This is a genomic window from uncultured Paraglaciecola sp. (assembly GCF_943787955.1).
Taxonomy (GTDB): Bacteria; Pseudomonadota; Gammaproteobacteria; order Enterobacterales; family Alteromonadaceae; genus Paraglaciecola.
In genome coordinates this window covers 23,849-40,975 of sequence record NZ_CALSOK010000014.1, presented here as the reverse complement: position 1 = coordinate 40,975, position 17,127 = coordinate 23,849, and the positions used below count along the sequence as shown (strand labels likewise).

The following is a 17,127-nucleotide window of genomic DNA, read 5'->3' as shown; positions in this document are numbered from 1 at the left end:
CAGTTTTTGTTCTTTACCTCATTGGCTTTAGCGGGTGACAATAAGCTATAAAAGAAATCAAGGTTTTAAGAGTTATGCAGCAAACATTTAGATTAGTCATTGATTGCCCAGATCAAGTAGGGTTAGTGGCAGCCGTAAGCCAATTTTTGGCTAATCAAAATGCCACTATTGTTGAGGCTAACCATCATACTGATCAGCAAACGGGGCGATTTTTTATGCGTCACGAAATCAAAGCTGAATCTATCACTATGAGTATTGACAGCGTGAAGCAGGCTTTTGAACCTATCGCTGAAAAATTCCAAATGCATTGGAAAATTGCTGATTCACTCAAAAAACAAAAAGTAGTGATGCTGGCTAGTCACGAGTCTCATTGCTTGATGGATATCTTGCATCGTTGGCACAGTGGTGAATTGCATTGCGATATTCCTTGTATTATTGCCAATCATCCGCAAATGAAACAATTTGCGGACTGGCACAACATCCCTTTTCATTGGGTGGATTTTAAAAACCAACCAAAGGAAAAAGCCTTTGCTGAGGTAGAAAAACTCATCGAGGCTTACGAAGCAGATTTAACCGTACTTGCTAGATTTATGCAGATTATTCCTGATCATCTTTGCAAAAAATTAGCAGGTAAAGCGATCAACATTCACCACAGCTTTTTACCATCTTTTGCTGGTGCTAAACCTTATTTGCAAGCTTATAACCGTGGCGTGAAGTTAATTGGTGCCACTTGCCATTACGTGACGAGCGATTTAGATGAAGGTCCAATTATTGAACAAGAAGTGATGCGTATTAGCCATAGCGATACCTCTACTGACATGGTGCGTAAGGGTAAAAACTGTGAAAAAACAGCCTTAGCCAATGGGGTGCGTTACCATTTAGAAGACCGCGTAATCATTCACAAAAATAAAACGGTAGTATTTGCATAATGTCTATCTATCTTATCCGTCATGGCCAAACGAATGGCAACAGAGATAGAATTGTACAAATGCCTGATACACCTCTTTCAGAGCTTGGGCATCAACAAGCCAAGCAACTTGCTCAGACGTTTCAAAATATCTCCATAGAGAAAATAATATGCAGTGACTACATGCGCACCCAACAAACGGCGGCGCCTCTTCGTGCAATAAAACAATCTACCTTTAGCCTACAACCTTTACTGAGGGAAAGAAGCTTTGGTGATTTGCGTGGTAGGCCTTATGACGAGATTAACACTGATTTTTTTGCGGAAAGTTATGCACCGCCAAATGGTGAAACGCATCAGCAGTTTATTGAACGAGTCCATCATGCGTGGCAATTGGTATTAACAACCCATCAGAACATGCAAGGGAGCCTAATTGTTATGACTCACGGCTTAGTACTGCGCGAAATAATTAAACAACACTTGATAGTGGATGAGGCTATCTCGCCACTATCAAACTTTCAAAATACATGTATTACTGAAATAGATGCAACCGATAAAAAAACAGTATTGCGATTGTGCGATGCTCAGCATTTGGATAAAGGAAGTGCCATAGGGGCGACAGTTTAAATACTGTCTCTGTAGTGTTTCAAAAATACTCATTGTAACTTAAGCTAATGTTATGACGCGTAGCGCCGTTTTTAAATAACCCTCCGAGCGCATCTGAAGCACTCCACTTTTGGCTTGACGCAGTCCACTGCCAATAATGATTAGAAGCAAAACCATCAATGCGTGTATTAACCAACCACTCGGTATTTTTTGGTAAATTGTACTCAAACCCTTGGCTTGTTTTAAATTCAGTTTGTGATTGAGCAATGACACCAAACCCAATACTAACATCATGACTAAATTGGTATCTCGGAATAAAAAAAACTCTTTTACAGACACTTTTTGATTAAAAATCCCCCAAAAATGTGCACCTTTAGCATAACCTAAGCCCATTTCAAGCGTAATATTTTTAGTAATAGGTTGGTTCAAAGAAGCTAAATACTCTTTCTGCTTACAACCATTGAATTTTATTGCAGACGTTGTCATCTTAAATTCGAGGTTTTGTGGAGCCCAAGTTTGCAACCAGCTTAAGGTGTTTGCCAGTGCATCTGAACTAGCACAACAATGGCTTGATACCATTAAAAATGTGGCTATTAGAACTGCTCTCATTTCAGACACTTAACGTGAGTTTTAAGATTCTTACACTTTAGCTAGTATTCGCGAAGTTGCCGTATACCCAACGCCAGTTATGCATGGCAATAGATACTCAAAATACTCCTCATAACATAGTACATCGCACTAATACCCCCTTGTACTTTGATGCCATAACATTACACTCTTGTGATCGTCAGATTAACCTTGACGAACTAAATCAAAATTATAAAAACCATCTGGCAGGAAATTATGAAAATAAGACTAGCAGCGCTATTAAGTAGTGCGGTGATATTGGCATTAAGTGCATGTAGTGAACCCACTTCTACTAACACCCAACTAAAAACCACAGTTGCAGAGGTAAAAGCAGAACAACAAAATCCATTATTAGCAGAATATGAAGGCCCTTATGGCGGCGTACCCGCTTTTGATAAGATGGATTTAGCAGACCTTAAACCCGCTTTAGAAAAAGGTATGGCCCTAAATTTGGCTGAAATCGATGCCATAGTTAGTAATCCAGAGCCGGCGAATTTTCAAAACACAGTAGTGGCTTTAGAAAAAGCCGGTAGTGCTTTAAGCAGAGTATTTCGTTATTGGGGCATATGGAGCTCAAATAATAATAGCTCTGAGTTTCGTGGTATCCAAAAAGAAATGGTGCCGAAAATTTCTGCATTCAATTCAAGTATTACAGGTAATGAAAAACTATTTGCGAAAGTAAAAGCCGTTTATCAAAGTGAAGAATTAAAAACCTTAACCAGCGAAGAACAGCGGGTCACATGGCTTACCTATAATAGCTTTGCTCGCAACGGTGCAACTCTAAAAGGCGAAGCCAAAGCGCGTTATGCCGCCATCAATCAAGAAGTAGCTGGCATACAAACGCAATTTGCCAACAACATACTTGCTGACGAAGAAAACTATGTGTTGTTTTTAAATGAAGACCAGTTATCAGGCCTATCAGAGTCTTTGATTTCGGCTGCCGCAAACGCCGCAAAAGGGCTTGGTAAAGAAGGGCAATATGCCATTACCAATTCGCGCTCATCGATGGATCCCTTTTTAACCTACTCGGACAATCGAGAACTGAGAGAAAAAGTATGGAAAACCTACTACAGCCGAGCGAATAACGGTGATGAATTTGATAATAACGCACTCATCAAAAACATCCTCACTTTACGTAATGAACGTGTTGCACTGCTAGGTTACGACAACTACTCGCAATGGCGCCTAGAAGATCGCATGGCAAAAAACCCAGAAAACGCCATGGATTTGATGAAAAAAGTGTGGCCAGCAGCAATAGCACGTGTCGAACAAGAGGTTGCCGATATGCAGGCAATAGCAGATACACAAGAAGCTAACATTAAAATAGCGCCCTGGGATTATCGCTATTACGCCGAAAAAGTCCGCAAAGACAAATACTCTCTTGATTCTGATGAAGTCAAACAATACCTGCAATTGCATAAATTACGTGAAGCTATGTTTTATGTAGCAGGCCGATTATTTAACTTTGATTTTACGCCTGTACCTGAAGGTTCCGTGTCAGTATTTCATGAGGACGTTAAGGTGTGGGAAGTCAAAGACAAAACGTCAGGTGAACATATTGGTCTGTGGTACTTAGACCCATTTGGTCGCAAAGGAAAACGTTCTGGCGCTTGGGCCACCACTTATCGTAGTCATACAACCTTTGATGGTAAAAAGACGGTACTTTCCTCTAATAATTCTAATTTTGTGAAAGGGTCAGAAGGTCAGCCAACACTCATATCTTGGGACGATGCAGAAACTTATTTTCACGAATTTGGACATGCCCTGCATTTCTTATCGGCCTCGGTTGCTTACCCTACCTCACATTCTGGGGTGCGAGATTACACTGAATTTCAATCTCAGTTACTGGAGCGTTGGTTAACAACAGACGAAGTCATCAATAACTACTTGGTGCATTACAAAACGGGTGAACCTATTCCTGCTGATTTAGTCGCCAAAATTAAAAAAGCCGCCACCTTTAATGAAGGCTTCAAAACAACTGAATATATGGCTTCAGCCATCATGGACTTGTTATACCACACCACAGATCCTGCGTTAATCGAACCACAGAGCTTTGAAAAAACACAGCTAACCGCTCTGGGTATGCCCGAAGAAGTGGTGATGCGCCATCGCAGCACTCAGTTTGGTCACGTGTTTTCGGGTGAAGGTTACTCTTCTGGCTATTATGGCTATATGTGGGCTGAAGTGCTCACTTCTGACGCAGCAGAAGCTTTTGCCGACGCACCAGGTGGCTTTTACGATAAAGACGTCAGCAAAAAGCTAGTCGATCACTTGTTTTCTATTCGTAATGCTATGGATCCCGCCGAAGCTTATCGTCTATTCCGTGGACGCGACGCCAAAGTGGAAGCCTTGATGCGAGATAGAGGTTTTCCCGTTACTCAGTAACATATCAATCATGTCAAAGCATTAAGAAAGGTATGGGCTCCCTTCTACTGAAGGGGGTTCATTCATAATAAAGCTTAACAACCTGTTTATGCTCAGCTCACCATAATTAACCTGAACTCTAGATAATTAGCTAGCGACTTAAATGCCACCCTCGTCACACAAAATAACAATAATTGCTTTGGTCTAGTTAAAACCCTCTTCAGCAATTTGCTTTAACGCCTTTTCAAAAACGTCAGTAGGCTGACCACCACTGATCAAATGTTTATCATTCACTATCACTGCAGGCACTGAACTCACCCCAGCGGCTTGATAAAACTGTTGCTGCTTTCTCACGTCAGATGAGTACTTATCTGAATCCAATACCTGTTTAGCTTGTGCCACCTCTAATCCAATCTGTTCAACAACAGATAACAGTTGCTGATGATCACTAGGGTTACCATTTTGCTGAAAATATAAATCAAATAGCGCTAACTTTAATTCAGTTTGTTTGCCTTGTTCATGAGCCCAATGCAATAAACGATGCGCATCAAAAGTATTGTAAATACGACCACCACCACGATTACCAAATTCATAACTTACAGACAAACCCCGTTCTTTAATGGCTGCACGATTTTGATCACTCTGTTCAACAGTAATGCCATACTTTTGAGTGATATGTTCAGTAATTTCTTGACCTTTTTTTGGCATCTGTGGATTAAGCTCAAAGGGTTGCCAAGTTATATCGGCTTGAATATCTGGGGCCAAATTAGCTAAAGCTTGATTCAATGCTTGATAGCCGATGATGCACCAAGGGCAAGATACGTCGGATACGATGTCGATTTTTAAGTGCTTATTCATAGAGTCATCATTAAAATATATTTATGAGTGTGATGAGTAGATCTGGGGGAACCAGAAGTGATAGTCAAGGGCAATGGATAAAGCATTCAATTGTTGATACCCAGCAGACTCACTAAAGCCTTAATATGTATAGCCGCTGTATTCACCAAGCATCTGTGTTTTTGACACTTACCCCCGGTACATTAATTGCTGCACAGTTGAGCGCTATTTCTTGTCTTTGGTGGGCAATAGTAATGGAGTGCGGAAAAGATTGTCCTCATATCATTCAGTTCTTTTATCACCATATGCTGAACAAACTTTAAAAAACCGAAGCTCTTTGATAATGACTTGTTTACCCTAAAGCTGACGTTAACACTGCAAACAACAGCACGCAGGTTGTGAGGCATTTTTGCTGGCTTTTTGTTTTAACAAAAACAGTGACAACCTTCATGCATCAGCTTGATTTGCTTTGTTATAATTTTATCTTACAACGCCTGATTCGATAGCAAACGATTCATTTTTAAAAATGCCATAGCTGAAGTCATAAACTTAAACCCCATATTAAGATAAAAACTTCCTTTACTTGGATTCGCATAAATAATTTTTGCTATATCCATTAGAAGCATCAATTCGCTTGGCATACTGGTCCACAACAGCGGGTATTTGAATACCTATGAGAAAGCCACCAAAACAATATGATCCTTAAATAGTCTGCACATAGTTTTATCATTTACATACTCACAAACGGCTAGCCATACCTTTTACGTATTAAATTAGCTTGATGCTAAGTAAATCAGCTCCTATAGTAAACAAAAGTTCTGGGGTGGGGATATGTCTTTGTTAAAATTAATCTTAAAAGTGTCTATATTATTGTCACTGTCGTCTAGCGGATTGTCACAGGCGCAAGAACAACAACCTGAAACGAATATTAGTACACAAAACTGTCCAGAAGTTTTTTATACATTGCCACTATACCCTAATGCCAAGTTCTGCCAATTATTTGCGGAAGAACTACCTGCCAGTATGTCTTATTTTGCTGTCAGTGATCAACAAACTGCAAAGGCGTTTTATATCGAAAAACTAGGGCAAGCCGAAGATGAAAAAATGCTTAAAGGCCGTATTGTGCTTCAATATTCTAATGGTCAAAAAGTAGTAGTGATATCTAAGGACGGTCAAGGAAGTCAGATCGATATCTTAATAAAATCTGCTGATTAACGATATACCTCAAGTTAATCTAATATTTTCTAAAGCTCTAATTCAAAAGTCTCATTGATATCACGCCGTTGGCACTTTTTTTGCCTATTCAAGAAAAGACTAACACTTAGTCAATTTTCTGACATTGGCTTTTGGAGATATCATGGAACTAGCGATTGTATTGATGATGTTACTGATCATGGTAGCTGTAGGCGCGATGAAACTGCATGAACCAGGTTTAGCATTTCCTTTTAAAAAAAAGGTAACTTGTTTACACCCGTTGAACGTACGTTTTTCGGACTTATCGAAGAAGCGGTAGGAAATGAATTTCGAATCTTATGCAGAGTGAAGATGGGCGATATTTTAACTATTCATCAAAGCACAGATAAGAAAACCAGTAAAAATGCACCTTCGCGAGCAGGCAGCAAACATCTTGATTTTGTGCTTTGTTCCAAAGACGATATGTCACCTATTATTGCGATTGATCTAGTCCACAGCAGTGGTAAAGATGGCTAGAAAGCTCAGCGTGAATTTTATTTAAGTGGCGCCCTTGATGCGGCACATATTCCCCATGTTAGAATAAAAGTGCGTTCTGGCTATAAACCACAGGATATTAGAGAATGTATTCAAGCTAAATTACCTAAGTCTAAGATTAAGCGACTAATCGCGCCTACACCTCAAAATGGCGGTAAGTTAATGCCCGCGTTTGCCAGACAAGCCAAACCCACAAGACCGATCCAAACGAATAAAACGGTCACCAGTCGCCCCATCGCAGCTGCGTAAAATCATCTAAAAAAAGCCCCTTGAGGTATACCTCTGAGGGGCTTTTTTATAAGCGCTTACTTAAGCGATTATAAACCTAACCTTTGACGAAATTAACACCCATAGCGATATCACTTCGTAAGCCGTCTAGCATTGCGTTCTTAGCATTTTCTTCAAATTCACTCAACTCACCGTAAGATAAAATTTCTTCTACACCATTTTTACCTAAACGTACTGGGTGAGCAAAAAACTCAGCGTCTTCACTATTGGTTTCAACGTAAGTGTATTCCACAACGTTTTCGCCGCGCATAGCATCAACCAAAGACAAACAGAACCTTGCAGCAGCATGGCCCATAGATAATGTTGCTGACCCGCCACCCGCTTTAGCTTCAACTACTTCAGTACCTGCATTTTGGATACGAGTCGTTAAACTTGCTACTTCTTGATCCGTAAACTCTACCCCTTTAACTTGTGACAAAAGAGGTAAAATAGTAGTACCAGAATGTCCACCAATAACGGGAACATGCAAGTTAGCTGGGTTTAATCCTTTTAAATTACCGACAAAGGTTTCTGAACGGATAACATCTAAAGTGGTCACACCAAACAATTTATTTTTGTTGTAAACACCTTTGGCTTTTAACGCTTGTGCTGCAATGGCAACAGTCGTATTCACTGGATTAGTAATGATACAGGTACAAGCCTCAGGACAATTATCAGCAATAGCATCAACTAAATTTTTAACGATACCCGCATTGATGTTAAACAGATCAGAACGATCCATACCTGGCTTACGAGGCACACCTGCTGGTATCAACACAATGTCACAACCGGTTAAAGCATCAGCTAAATTATCTTTTCCGTAACCTTGTACTGTTACATCGGTGGGGATGTGGCTTAAATCCACCGCGACACCAGGAACCACTGGAGCAACATCATACAAAGATAGCTCAGAGCCTGCTGGCAGTTGAACTTTTAATAATAATGATAACGCTTGACCGATACCACCGGCTGCACCTAATACGGCTATTTTCATGATTCTCTCCTGTGAAAAGCGTTCTGCTTTGCAATAATCAAAGCTAACATGGATGTAATATATAAGATTTCAAGAACATATTATTATACTAGGGTCTTGCTCGATTTAATAGCTAGCTATGATTTATCATATATTCGTCATCATTGTTTTTGCAGGCAAATTGCTTAAACCTATACAATACGGCAAAATACAACTACCAACTCCATTATCGAGTGCTTTATGGCAACCACTAAACAAGACATACTGATTAAAGCATTTAAAGACATCCTAAAAACAGAAAGTTTTGGATCGCAAGGCGATATAGTTGAAGCACTAAAATTGCAGCAATTAGATAATATCAGTCAGTCCAAAGTCTCCCGTATGTTAAGTAAATTTGGCGCGGTTCGTACTCGTAACGCATGGGGAGATATGGTTTATTGCTTGCCTCCTGAATTAGGTATGCCCACAGCAAAAAGTCCCCTCAAACAACTTGTATTAGATATTGTACATAACAATGTAATGGTGATTATTCGCACCAGTCCAGGCGCAGCCCAGTTAATTGCTCGATTATTAGACTCTTTAGGCAAAAAAGATGGCGTGTTAGGCACTATTGCTGGCGATGACACAATATTTATTGCACCCGCCGATGTTAGTAATATCGAAGAAACTCGCAAACGAGTCGAAGCATTATTTGAAAACGTTTGAAAATGTATAAAAAACATATTGGCTTTGCCTTTAATATATTCGCATTAGGGCTATTTTTCCCTGGCATATTGCTGAGTATGTTTTCCTTTAATATGGAAATGGCGGCCAATCTTAGCGGTTCAAGCCTTACCTCATCCTTAATAGATAAAGAATTGTCGATTATGGCCACCATTAGCGAACTATGGGAAGACCAAAGATTGCTAGTCGCAGCACTGATATTCGTATTTTCAGTGTGTATTCCACTATTAAAAACAATACTGGTTTGTGTTGCCTACTTGACTCAATCACTACAAATTGAAAAAAGACTCATCAACTTTGTGGGGGCCATAGGTAAATGGTCAATGGCGGATGTGTTTGTCATTGCCATTTTCCTAGCAATTATGTCTACCAACCACGCAGAAACCATTACTTCTGAACAATTTAGCGTGTTTGGATTTAAGATTGCTTTAGATATCAGTACTCAAACTTTATCTGCTGCTGGGGAGGGGTTTTATTACTTTACCGCTTACTGCTTGTCGTCGTTGATTGGCACCCAGATAGCAAGCTCTGCAATTAAACGTAAGCCTGTAACTTAAAAACTAAGACTTTTAAGTTACAGTCTTAAAAATGAAACTAATCTTGACCATGACCTGCCTTAAGTTATACTAGTGAGCACTTAACGTCTGCTTAAATGATCCTAAACAAAATCTAACGGGTATTAAACTTTTCTCATAGCAGAAGAATCATTATGAATCAACAAATATTGTCAGTACTCATTATAGTTATTAGCTTTACACTTTTTGCTTGCGGGGGGAGTGGTTCGCAGACACCAAGTTCTCCGCCCATACCCAGTATTGAAGAACCAAATTGGATAGCTGGGCAATTCTCTAACGATTCAGTTTATAAAGATCTTTGTGCCGTCCCAAGAACAGGCCCAGATAGCAACGGCGATACCTTTTTGGACTCTCAAGGTACTAGCATGCATGAAAAGATGTGGCTTCGCTCTTGGACTAACGATACTTACCTTTGGTTCAACGAGATAGATGATAACAACCCTGCAGCATTTTCTGTGGCTAATTATTTTAGCCAGCTGAAAACCGATGAACGCACAGCATCAGGATCGTTTAAGGATAACTTCCATTTTTCCCAATCGACCGAAGACCACAACCAACGAACACAAAGCGGGGTTGCTTCTGGGTATGGCATCAGCTGGGAATTTGTGAGTTCAAGTTCCCCACGGCGTTTGATTGTGCGTTTTACAGAGCCGGACTCCCCTGCTGCCATCGCCGGCGTTCTTAGAGGTTACGAATTGAAAAAAATTGATAATATTGACTTTGTGAACACCAGCGACCAGGTCGACATCGACCAAATTAATGCGGCGTTGTTCCCATCTGATCCGGGTCAAACCTTTAACTTTGTATTTTCAGATGAAACTAAAAAAGACGTCTTAGAGAGCACCTTAACTTCACAAAATATTGAATTACAAACCGTACAAAACGTTAAAGTTATAGACACAGATATAGGCCGGATGGGCTATATGCAGTTCAATTCATTCATCCGCACAGGACAACAGGAATTGATTGATGGGTTTCAGCAATTTGTTGACCAAGGTATTACTGAACTGGTTATCGATCTGCGTTACAACGGCGGTGGTTTACTTGCGATGGCCTCACAAGTCGCGTACATGGTGGCTGGCAGCGCACAAACCAATAACCAAACGTTTGAAACATTACAATTCAATGAAAAATATCCTAATAAAAACCCTGTCACTGGCGACACATTACAGCCCACACCTTTCTACACTAGAGAAATCGATTGGTCTACCAATCAGTTTACAAATAATACGTTACCTTCTGTAGATTTGACCCGAGTGTTTATTCTGGCAACAGACAATACCTGTTCAGCTAGCGAGGCGGTGATAAATGGACTTAGAGGCATTGATGTTGAAGTGGTATTAATCGGCGATACTACATGCGGCAAGCCTTTTGGGTTTTATGCCACAGATAACTGCAGTACGACCTACTTCACCATTCAATTTCAAGGCGTTAACGCAAAAGATTTTGGGGAGTATTCAGAAGGATTTAGTCCAGTCACCAGCCCAATATTTGATGACGAATTACCGGGTTGTAGAGCAGCGGACAATTTCACCCAAATCCTTGGCAACGTAGACGAATCATTACTAGCATCGGCAATCAGTTATGCAGAAACTGGCTCATGCCCAATCCAAAATAAACCTGCCGGTAAAGTAACGATAAAGGCAGCAAACATCCAAGGCCCCGGTATTGCCATTCAGACACCCAATACCCTTTTAGAATCGATAAGGATTTTGACGCCTATTAGCGAGCCAACTGCATGATGAAAATAAACAAAGTTAAGAGTGTTTTAGTCATGGCGACAATAATGTTCACTAACTGTAAAACGATCCAGGCGCATGAGTCACGCCCCGCATTGCTTGAATACTCATCACCTGAAATTCGTAGTATATTAGAACAAGCCATAGGCAGCCTGATTAATAGCCACCCAATAAAACTCGCAGATAACGTATTCACTCAAAACAGTACGATAATTGTTGATCGTAGTCAGCACAGCAACAACCAAAGAATTTTATTAGATGGCAGGGATATAAAACCGGCTGATACATTTTCCTTACTCATCAAAAACGGCCAGTGTTATTTACAACACAACCAAAGTGGCCATATAAAAATGATGAGTCTCCTGAACTGCAAACCACAATGACTTTAGTTAGTAAAAAAAAAGAATATACCTAGAAAGTCCCTTTATCGAATAACGTTAAAAGCTATTAATTCAATCCCTAGGATTATCCTCAAGTTATCTGAAGTAAGAGCACATTGACACAGACACTTAGCATGACTGTTAAAGGTTTGAGGGTAATTATGTTGATTGTGCATCTGTTTTTACTCAAGTGATGCATGTTTACGATAGTGATTGTTCAAATTGTGAAATTAGGAAATTTATGACAGATGTCATGATGGCATCGCATTAAAGTTTTTAGGCATTAGCTTCGAGTCATTATGTTCCACTGAGGAAGAAATATCTTGCAAGCATCATCAGCATTGCAAAACAACTAAACAGAATGCTTTATGCGTCTTGTTTAAGCTGGACCTAGGTTAAAGATGCAAAAGAAAAAGGCGCTAACATTGCGGTTAGCGCCTTTTCAATTTTGTTTACTAAAACAATTACGCTTTAGTAATAACGTCTACTAACATCCAGTTTTTGGACTTAGACAAAGGACGACATTCGCGTATTGTGACTACGTCGCCTTCGTTACATTGGTTAGTCTCGTCATGTGCGTGTAGCTTAGTAGTGCGCTTGATGAATTTCCCATAGATTGGGTGCTTCACTTTACGTTCTACTACAACAGTGATGGATTTCTCCATATTGTTGCTGACCACACGACCTTGTACTGTACGACTAGTTTGTTCAGTCATTATGCAGCAGCCTTTTCAGTCAGAATGGTTTTAACACGCGCGATAGCTGCGACGTACTTTACGAAGACCGTCAGTTTTTTCAAGCTGACCAGTGACTCGCTTGCATACGCAAGTTAAATTGTTCACGAAGCAAGACTTAAGTAGCTCTGCGTTCAACTCTTCTACGCTTTTTTCTTTCAGTTCTGTGGCATTCATTACATCACCGTCCGAGTTACAAAGGTTGTTTTAAAGGGCAATTTGGACGCAGCCAATGCAAACGCTTCACGTGCTACTTCTTCTGGAACACCTTCCATTTCATATAACACACGACCCGGTTGAATTTGGCATACCCAGTATTCAACGTTACCTTTACCTTTACCTTGACGCACTTCTAGAGGCTTCTCAGTAATTGGCTTGTCAGGGAAAACTCGTATCCAAATTTTACCTTGACGTTTAACGGCACGTGTCATAGCACGACGAGCTGCTTCGATTTGGCGCGCAGTCATGCGACCACGGCCTACGGATTTAAGACCGTAAGTTCCGAAACTTACACTGTCACCAGCGATAGCATAACCACGGTTACGACCTTTATGCATTTTACGAAACTTCGTACGTTTAGGTTGTAACATGATTAGCCCTCACGCTTAGCGTGACGGCCTTTCTTCTTAGGTGCGGCAGCTGGCTGCTCGTGAGTAAGTGGCAATCCACCTAATACTTCACCTTTGAAGATCCATACTTTAACGCCAATGATACCGTAAGTAGTCAGCTTCTGACGTTGCATAGTCGATATCAGCACGGAAAGTGTGCAATGGAACACGACCTTCACGATACCATTCGGCACGCGCAATTTCAGCGCCGCCTAAACGACCGCTTACTTGAACTTTGATACCTTTAGCACCTAATCGCATTGCATTTTGTACCGCACGCTTCATAGCGCGACGAAACATAACACGACGCTCAAGCTGGCTAGAAATACTATCAGCAACAAGCTGTCCATCTAACTCTGGCTTACGTACTTCAGCAATGTTGATCTGAGCTGGCACACCGGCTAACTTAGATACGTGATTACGAAGCTTCTCTACGTCTTCACCTTTCTTACCGATAACAACACCAGGACGAGCAGTGTGAATAGTCACACGAATGCTTTTGCTGGACGTTCGATAACGATTTTAGAAAGTGAAGCGCTTTTTAACTGTTTGGTCAAATACTGACGTACCTGATGATCATTAAACAAGTTATCTGCATAATCTGCAGTATTAGCGTACCAGGTAGATGTCCATGGTTTGCTGATACCCAGGCGTATACCTGTAGGATGTACCTTCTGTCCCATTATCTACTCCTAGTTATCAGCACACAACCACAGTAATGTGACTGCTACGCTTAAATATACGATCAGCACGGCCTTTGGCTCGTGTCTTGATACGCTTCATAGTTGGACCTTCGTCAACAAAGATTTTAGCTACAGTTAACTCGTCGATATCAGCACCGTCGTTATGCTCTGCGTTCGCAATCGCTGACTCTAGTACTTTCTTGACTAGATCGGCAGCTTTTCTTAGGGCTGTAAGTTAAAACTCAAGCGCCTTTTCAACGTGTAAACCGCGAATTTGATCTGCTACCAAGCGTGCCTTTTGAGCAGAGGTACGAGCAAGACGATGTTTAGCTAATGCTTCCATATTAATTCCTTATCGTCTTGGCTTTCTTATCCGCGACATGGCCGCGGTAAGTACGCGTTGGAGCAAATTCGCCCAACTTATGGCCGACCATTTCGTCACTGACAAATACAGGGACGTGCTGGCGACCGTTATGGACCGCAATGGTCAACCCAATCATATCTGGGATGATCATAGAACGGCGAGACCAAGTCTTAATTGGTTTTTTGCTCGCTCTTTTCCACTGCAGCCTCTACCTTCTTCAGCAAGTGTAGGTCAATAAATGGACCCTTCTTGAGAGAACGTGGCATGGTGAATCCTCGCTGTTACTTGTTACGACGACGTACGATAAGTTTATCGGTACGCTTGTTACTACGGGTTTTCTTACCCTTAGTAGGAACGCCCCAAGGTGAAACTGGATGACGGCCACCAGAGGTACGACCTTCACCACCACCGTGTGGGTGATCTACTGGGTTCATGGCAACACCACGAACAGTTGGACGAATCCCGCGCCAGCGATTCGCACCGGCTTTACCAAGTGAACGTAGCATATGTTCAGCGTTGCCGATTTCACCAATAGTGGCACGACAATCTGCTAATACTTTACGAACTTCACCAGAACGAAGACGAAGGTTACATAACCTCATCACGCGCTAAGATCTGTGCATAAGCACCAGCAGAACGTGCAATTTGTGCACCTTTACCTGGCTTCATTTCAATAGCATGTACCGTGGTACCTACTGGAATGTTACGCATTGGCAAAGTGTTACCTGCTTTAATTGGCGCATCAGAACCTGATTGGATCTGCATCACCTGCTTTAGACGCCTTTAGGAGCCAAAATATAACGACGCTCACCATCTGCATAAACACCAAAGCAGATGTTTGCAGAACGGTTTGGATCATATTCTAAACGTTCAACTTTGGCTGGAATGCCGTCTTTGTTACGTTTAAAATCGATAACACGATAATGCTGCTTGTGACCACCACCGATATGACGCACGGTAATGCGACCATTGTTGTTACGACCACCAGATTTGCTGTTTTTATCAAGCAAAGGAGCATGTGGTGCGCCTTTATGTAGATCATGGTTAACAACCTGAACAACATGACGACGACCGGCAGAAGTTGGCTTAGCTTTCAATAATGGCATATCTAATCCCCTTCTTAGCTCGCTGCCACCGACGAAGTCGATGTCTTGACCTTCTTTAAGCACAACGTAAGCTTTTTTCCAGTCTCTACGCTTACCGAAAGATGACCGTGACGTTTGGTTTTACCCTTACAGTTCACAGTACGAACAGAGTTCACTTCAACTTCGAACAATTTTTCAACAGCCGCTTTGATTTCTGCTTTGTTCGCGTCTTTAACTACTTTAAAACAACAGTATTGTTTGCTTCAGCTGCCAGTGTTGACTTTTCAGAAACATGTGGTGCTAAAAGCACTTTTAATAGACGTTCTTCGTTCATGCTAACGCCTCCTCAAGTTGTTTCACTGCGTCAGCAGTAATCAACACTTTTTCAAATGCAATTAAGCTAACTGGGTCAATACCCTGCACATCGCGTACGTCAACTTTATACAAGTTACGTGACGCTAAGAATAAATTCTCATCAACTTCAGGTGTCACGATTAATACGTCAGTTAAATCTCAAGTACGTTAAGTTGCGTAATAACGCTTTAGTCTTTGGTGCGTCAACACCAAATTTTTCAACAACGATTAAACGATCTTGACGAACCAATTCAGATAAGGATGCTTTGGATTGCACCACGGTACATCTTTTTATTCACCTTTTGCTGTAAATCACGAGGTTTAGCTGCAAATGCACGACCACCACCAACCCAGATAGGGCTTCGGATAGTACCAGCACGGGCACGACCTGTACCTTTTTGACGCCATGGTTTCTTACCACCACCGCGGACTTCAGACGTGTTTTTTGTGCTTTAGTACCCTGACGAGCGCCAGCACCGAAAGCAACGACTACTTGATGAACAAGTGCTTCGTTGAATTCACGTCCAAAGGTTGCATCGGATACTTCAAGAGCGCTTTCGCGTCTTTCAATGTTAATTCCATCACTTAACTCCCCAGACGTTACGCTTTGACAGCTGGACTTGATAATGACATCACCGCCAGTTGCGCCAGGAACAGTGACCTTTAACTAATAAAAGGTTGTTTTCAGCATCAACACGTACTAGTTCCAAAGATGCATAGTGTGACGCGCTTGTTACCCATCTGACCGGCCATTTTCTTACCTTTGAAATACTTTACCGGGTGATTGGTTTTGACCAATCGAACCAGGTGCACGGTGCGACAATGAGTTACCGTGTGTCATACGTTGTGAGCTAAAGTTCCAACGCTTAATAGCGCCTTGGAAACCTTTACCTTTTGAAGTACCGCAACGTCAACCTTTTAGTGATCAGCATAAAAGTTCAACAGTGATTTCACTGCCAACTTCTATGCCTTCACCTTCATTGTCGTCTAAGACGGAATTCCCACAAACCACGGCCCGCTTCCACGCCAGCTTTAGCAAAATGACCTGCTGCAGCTTTATTACACGGCTTGCTTTCTTATCGCCAGCGGTGACTTGAAGCGCTGTACCCGTCCGTTTCGTCAGTACGTAACTGAGTCACACGGTTCGGGGTGGCTTCAATAACAGTCACAGGAATTGAAACACCATCTTCAGTGAAGATGCGAGTCATACCTACTTTACGACCGATAAGACCAATCGCCATGTTAAAACCCTCTCTTGTTAGCCCAGGCTGATTTGAACATCAACACCGGCAGCCAAGTCCAATCTCATCAACGCATCAACTGTTTTATCAGTAGGTTCAATGATATCCACTAAACGTTTATGTGTACGAATCTCATACTGATCACGTGCATCTTTATTGACGTGAGGTGAAGTAAGTACTGTATAACGCTCTTTGCGAGTAGGTAGAGGAATAGGTCCAGCTAACCTGTGCGCCCGTGCGTTTCGCCGTTTCCACGATTTCAGCCGTAGACTGATCGATCAACTTGTGATCAAACGCTTTTAAACGTATACGAATTCTTTGATTTGGCATCGATT

The 17,127-nt window shown here is 41.5% G+C and carries 15 protein-coding genes and 10 pseudogenes; 9 read left to right on the top strand and 16 right to left on the bottom strand.

From position 1 onward, the window contains the following. Nucleotides 1-74: 74 nt before the first annotated feature. Complete coding sequence (purU, locus tag Q0Y52_RS13780) at nt 75-929, top strand: formyltetrahydrofolate deformylase (protein WP_271862090.1); 855 nt, start codon at nt 75-77, stop codon at nt 927-929. Continuing rightward, the gene (locus Q0Y52_RS13775) at nt 929-1,531 is read left to right on the top strand and encodes a histidine phosphatase family protein (protein ID WP_297822479.1); all 603 of its coding nucleotides are present in this window, start codon (nt 929-931) and stop codon (nt 1,529-1,531) included. Before purU ends, Q0Y52_RS13775 begins: the two co-directional genes overlap by 1 nt. A 39-nt stretch (nt 1,532-1,570) precedes the next feature. On the opposite strand, the gene Q0Y52_RS13770 is transcribed toward Q0Y52_RS13775, so the two are convergent. Continuing rightward, on the bottom strand, nt 1,571-2,119 hold the full coding sequence (locus Q0Y52_RS13770; RefSeq protein ID WP_297822477.1) for a hypothetical protein: 549 nt from the start codon (nt 2,117-2,119) through the stop codon (nt 1,571-1,573). Nucleotides 2,120-2,353: 234 nt separating this feature from the next. Between Q0Y52_RS13770 and Q0Y52_RS13765 the strand changes: the two genes are divergently transcribed. Beyond that, nucleotides 2,354-4,522, top strand: a complete 2,169-nt coding sequence (locus Q0Y52_RS13765) for a M3 family metallopeptidase (protein WP_297822475.1) — start codon at nt 2,354-2,356, stop codon at nt 4,520-4,522. A gap of 183 nt (nt 4,523-4,705) precedes the next feature. Here Q0Y52_RS13765 and Q0Y52_RS13760 read toward each other — a convergent pair whose 3' ends face one another. Together Q0Y52_RS13760 and Q0Y52_RS13755 are read right to left on the bottom strand one after the other, a co-directional pair. After that, entirely contained in the window at nt 4,706-5,359 is a 654-nt protein-coding gene (locus tag Q0Y52_RS13760; RefSeq protein WP_297822473.1) for a DsbA family oxidoreductase, read from the bottom strand. Between the two features lie 558 nt (nt 5,360-5,917). Next, nucleotides 5,918-6,001, bottom strand: coding sequence for a hypothetical protein (locus Q0Y52_RS13755; protein ID WP_297822705.1), 84 nt, complete (start codon nt 5,999-6,001; stop codon nt 5,918-5,920). 168 nt (nt 6,002-6,169) lie between these two features. Between Q0Y52_RS13755 and Q0Y52_RS13750 the strand changes: the two genes are divergently transcribed. Continuing rightward, nucleotides 6,170-6,553, top strand: coding sequence for a hypothetical protein (locus tag Q0Y52_RS13750; RefSeq protein ID WP_297822471.1), 384 nt, complete (start codon nt 6,170-6,172; stop codon nt 6,551-6,553). A 142-nt stretch (nt 6,554-6,695) separates the two neighbouring features. Continuing rightward, a pseudogene (locus tag Q0Y52_RS19575) lies at nt 6,696-7,315 on the top strand (DUF2726 domain-containing protein). A 76-nt stretch (nt 7,316-7,391) separates the two neighbouring features. Here the strand turns inward: Q0Y52_RS19575 and mdh are convergent. Continuing rightward, nucleotides 7,392-8,327: a malate dehydrogenase gene (gene mdh, locus Q0Y52_RS13730; protein WP_271862081.1), complete on the bottom strand. Its 936-nt coding sequence runs from the start codon at nt 8,325-8,327 to the stop codon at nt 7,392-7,394. A 219-nt stretch (nt 8,328-8,546) separates the two neighbouring features. On the opposite strand from mdh, the gene argR reads away from it, so the two are divergent. The 4 genes from argR (at nt 8,547) to Q0Y52_RS13710 (ending at nt 11,726) form a co-directional block, all read left to right on the top strand. Further along, nucleotides 8,547-9,011 (top strand): transcriptional regulator ArgR, encoded by a 465-nt coding sequence (argR, locus tag Q0Y52_RS13725; protein WP_271862080.1) that lies wholly within the window; start codon nt 8,547-8,549, stop codon nt 9,009-9,011. Nucleotides 9,012-9,013: 2 nt separating this feature from the next. Next, nucleotides 9,014-9,586 carry a paraquat-inducible protein A gene (locus Q0Y52_RS13720; RefSeq protein WP_297822464.1) on the top strand — a complete coding sequence of 191 codons (573 nt, stop codon included), beginning with the start codon at nt 9,014-9,016 and terminating at the stop codon, nt 9,584-9,586. A 152-nt stretch (nt 9,587-9,738) separates the two neighbouring features. Next, nucleotides 9,739-11,346, top strand: coding sequence for a S41 family peptidase (locus Q0Y52_RS13715; RefSeq protein WP_297822462.1), 1,608 nt, complete (start codon nt 9,739-9,741; stop codon nt 11,344-11,346). A 44-nt stretch (nt 11,347-11,390) separates the two neighbouring features. Further along, complete coding sequence (locus Q0Y52_RS13710) at nt 11,391-11,726, top strand: hypothetical protein (protein ID WP_297822460.1); 336 nt, start codon at nt 11,391-11,393, stop codon at nt 11,724-11,726. Nucleotides 11,727-12,187: 461 nt separating this feature from the next. On the opposite strand, the gene rpsQ is transcribed toward Q0Y52_RS13710, so the two are convergent. The 12 genes and pseudogenes from rpsQ to rpsJ form a co-directional block, all read right to left on the bottom strand. After that, on the bottom strand, nt 12,188-12,439 hold the full coding sequence (gene rpsQ, locus Q0Y52_RS13705; protein ID WP_297822458.1) for a 30S ribosomal protein S17: 252 nt from the start codon (nt 12,437-12,439) through the stop codon (nt 12,188-12,190). Further along, nucleotides 12,439-12,634 (bottom strand): annotated as a pseudogene (gene rpmC / locus Q0Y52_RS13700) (50S ribosomal protein L29). The gene rpsQ and the pseudogene rpmC overlap by 1 nt, the downstream one beginning before the upstream one ends. Continuing rightward, entirely contained in the window at nt 12,634-13,047 is a 414-nt protein-coding gene (gene rplP, locus Q0Y52_RS13695; RefSeq protein WP_297822456.1) for a 50S ribosomal protein L16, read from the bottom strand. Before rplP ends, rpmC begins: the two are co-directional and overlap by 1 nt. 2 nt (nt 13,048-13,049) lie before the next feature. After that, nucleotides 13,050-13,748 (bottom strand): annotated as a pseudogene (rpsC, locus tag Q0Y52_RS13690) (30S ribosomal protein S3). 16 nt (nt 13,749-13,764) lie between these two features. Continuing rightward, a pseudogene (gene rplV / locus Q0Y52_RS13685) lies at nt 13,765-14,091 on the bottom strand (50S ribosomal protein L22). 1 nt (nt 14,092) lies between these two features. Further along, a pseudogene (gene rpsS, locus Q0Y52_RS13680) lies at nt 14,093-14,378 on the bottom strand (30S ribosomal protein S19). A gap of 15 nt (nt 14,379-14,393) precedes the next feature. Continuing rightward, nucleotides 14,394-15,218: pseudogene (rplB, locus tag Q0Y52_RS13675) on the bottom strand (50S ribosomal protein L2). A 27-nt stretch (nt 15,219-15,245) separates the two neighbouring features. Further along, nucleotides 15,246-15,531 (bottom strand): annotated as a pseudogene (gene rplW / locus Q0Y52_RS13670) (50S ribosomal protein L23); the annotation flags it as partial. After that, the gene (rplD, locus tag Q0Y52_RS19570; protein WP_366939296.1) at nt 15,528-15,689 is read right to left on the bottom strand and encodes a 50S ribosomal protein L4; all 162 of its coding nucleotides are present in this window, start codon (nt 15,687-15,689) and stop codon (nt 15,528-15,530) included. The gene rplD (Q0Y52_RS19570) and the pseudogene rplW, both read right to left, overlap by 4 nt. Before the next feature lie 113 nt (nt 15,690-15,802). Next, nucleotides 15,803-16,122: pseudogene (gene rplD, locus Q0Y52_RS19565) on the bottom strand (50S ribosomal protein L4). A 33-nt stretch (nt 16,123-16,155) separates the two neighbouring features. Then, nucleotides 16,156-16,792, bottom strand: a pseudogene (rplC, locus tag Q0Y52_RS13660) (50S ribosomal protein L3); the annotation flags it as partial. A 17-nt stretch (nt 16,793-16,809) separates the two neighbouring features. Next, nucleotides 16,810-17,122, bottom strand: a pseudogene (gene rpsJ, locus Q0Y52_RS13655) (30S ribosomal protein S10). Nucleotides 17,123-17,127 lie beyond the last annotated feature (5 nt).

Excerpts from the sequence above, each read along its gene's own strand:
- purU (WP_271862090.1), top strand. The coding sequence starts at position 75 with ATGCAGCAAACATTTAGATTAGTCATTGATTGCCCAGATCAAGTAGGG.
- Q0Y52_RS13775 (WP_297822479.1), top strand. The coding sequence starts at position 929 with ATGTCTATCTATCTTATCCGTCATGGCCAAACGAATGGCAACAGAGAT.
- Q0Y52_RS13770 (WP_297822477.1), bottom strand. The coding sequence starts at position 2,119 with ATGAGAGCAGTTCTAATAGCCACATTTTTAATGGTATCAAGCCATTGT.
- Q0Y52_RS13765 (WP_297822475.1), top strand. The coding sequence starts at position 2,354 with ATGAAAATAAGACTAGCAGCGCTATTAAGTAGTGCGGTGATATTGGCA.
- Q0Y52_RS13760 (WP_297822473.1), bottom strand. The coding sequence starts at position 5,359 with ATGAATAAGCACTTAAAAATCGACATCGTATCCGACGTATCTTGCCCT.
- Q0Y52_RS13750 (WP_297822471.1), top strand. The coding sequence starts at position 6,170 with ATGTCTTTGTTAAAATTAATCTTAAAAGTGTCTATATTATTGTCACTG.
- mdh (WP_271862081.1), bottom strand. The coding sequence starts at position 8,327 with ATGAAAATAGCCGTATTAGGTGCAGCCGGTGGTATCGGTCAAGCGTTA.
- argR (WP_271862080.1), top strand. The coding sequence starts at position 8,547 with ATGGCAACCACTAAACAAGACATACTGATTAAAGCATTTAAAGACATC.
- Q0Y52_RS13720 (WP_297822464.1), top strand. The coding sequence starts at position 9,014 with ATGTATAAAAAACATATTGGCTTTGCCTTTAATATATTCGCATTAGGG.
- Q0Y52_RS13715 (WP_297822462.1), top strand. The coding sequence starts at position 9,739 with ATGAATCAACAAATATTGTCAGTACTCATTATAGTTATTAGCTTTACA.
- Q0Y52_RS13710 (WP_297822460.1), top strand. The coding sequence starts at position 11,391 with ATGTTCACTAACTGTAAAACGATCCAGGCGCATGAGTCACGCCCCGCA.
- rpsQ (WP_297822458.1), bottom strand. The coding sequence starts at position 12,439 with ATGACTGAACAAACTAGTCGTACAGTACAAGGTCGTGTGGTCAGCAAC.
- rplP (WP_297822456.1), bottom strand. The coding sequence starts at position 13,047 with ATGTTACAACCTAAACGTACGAAGTTTCGTAAAATGCATAAAGGTCGT.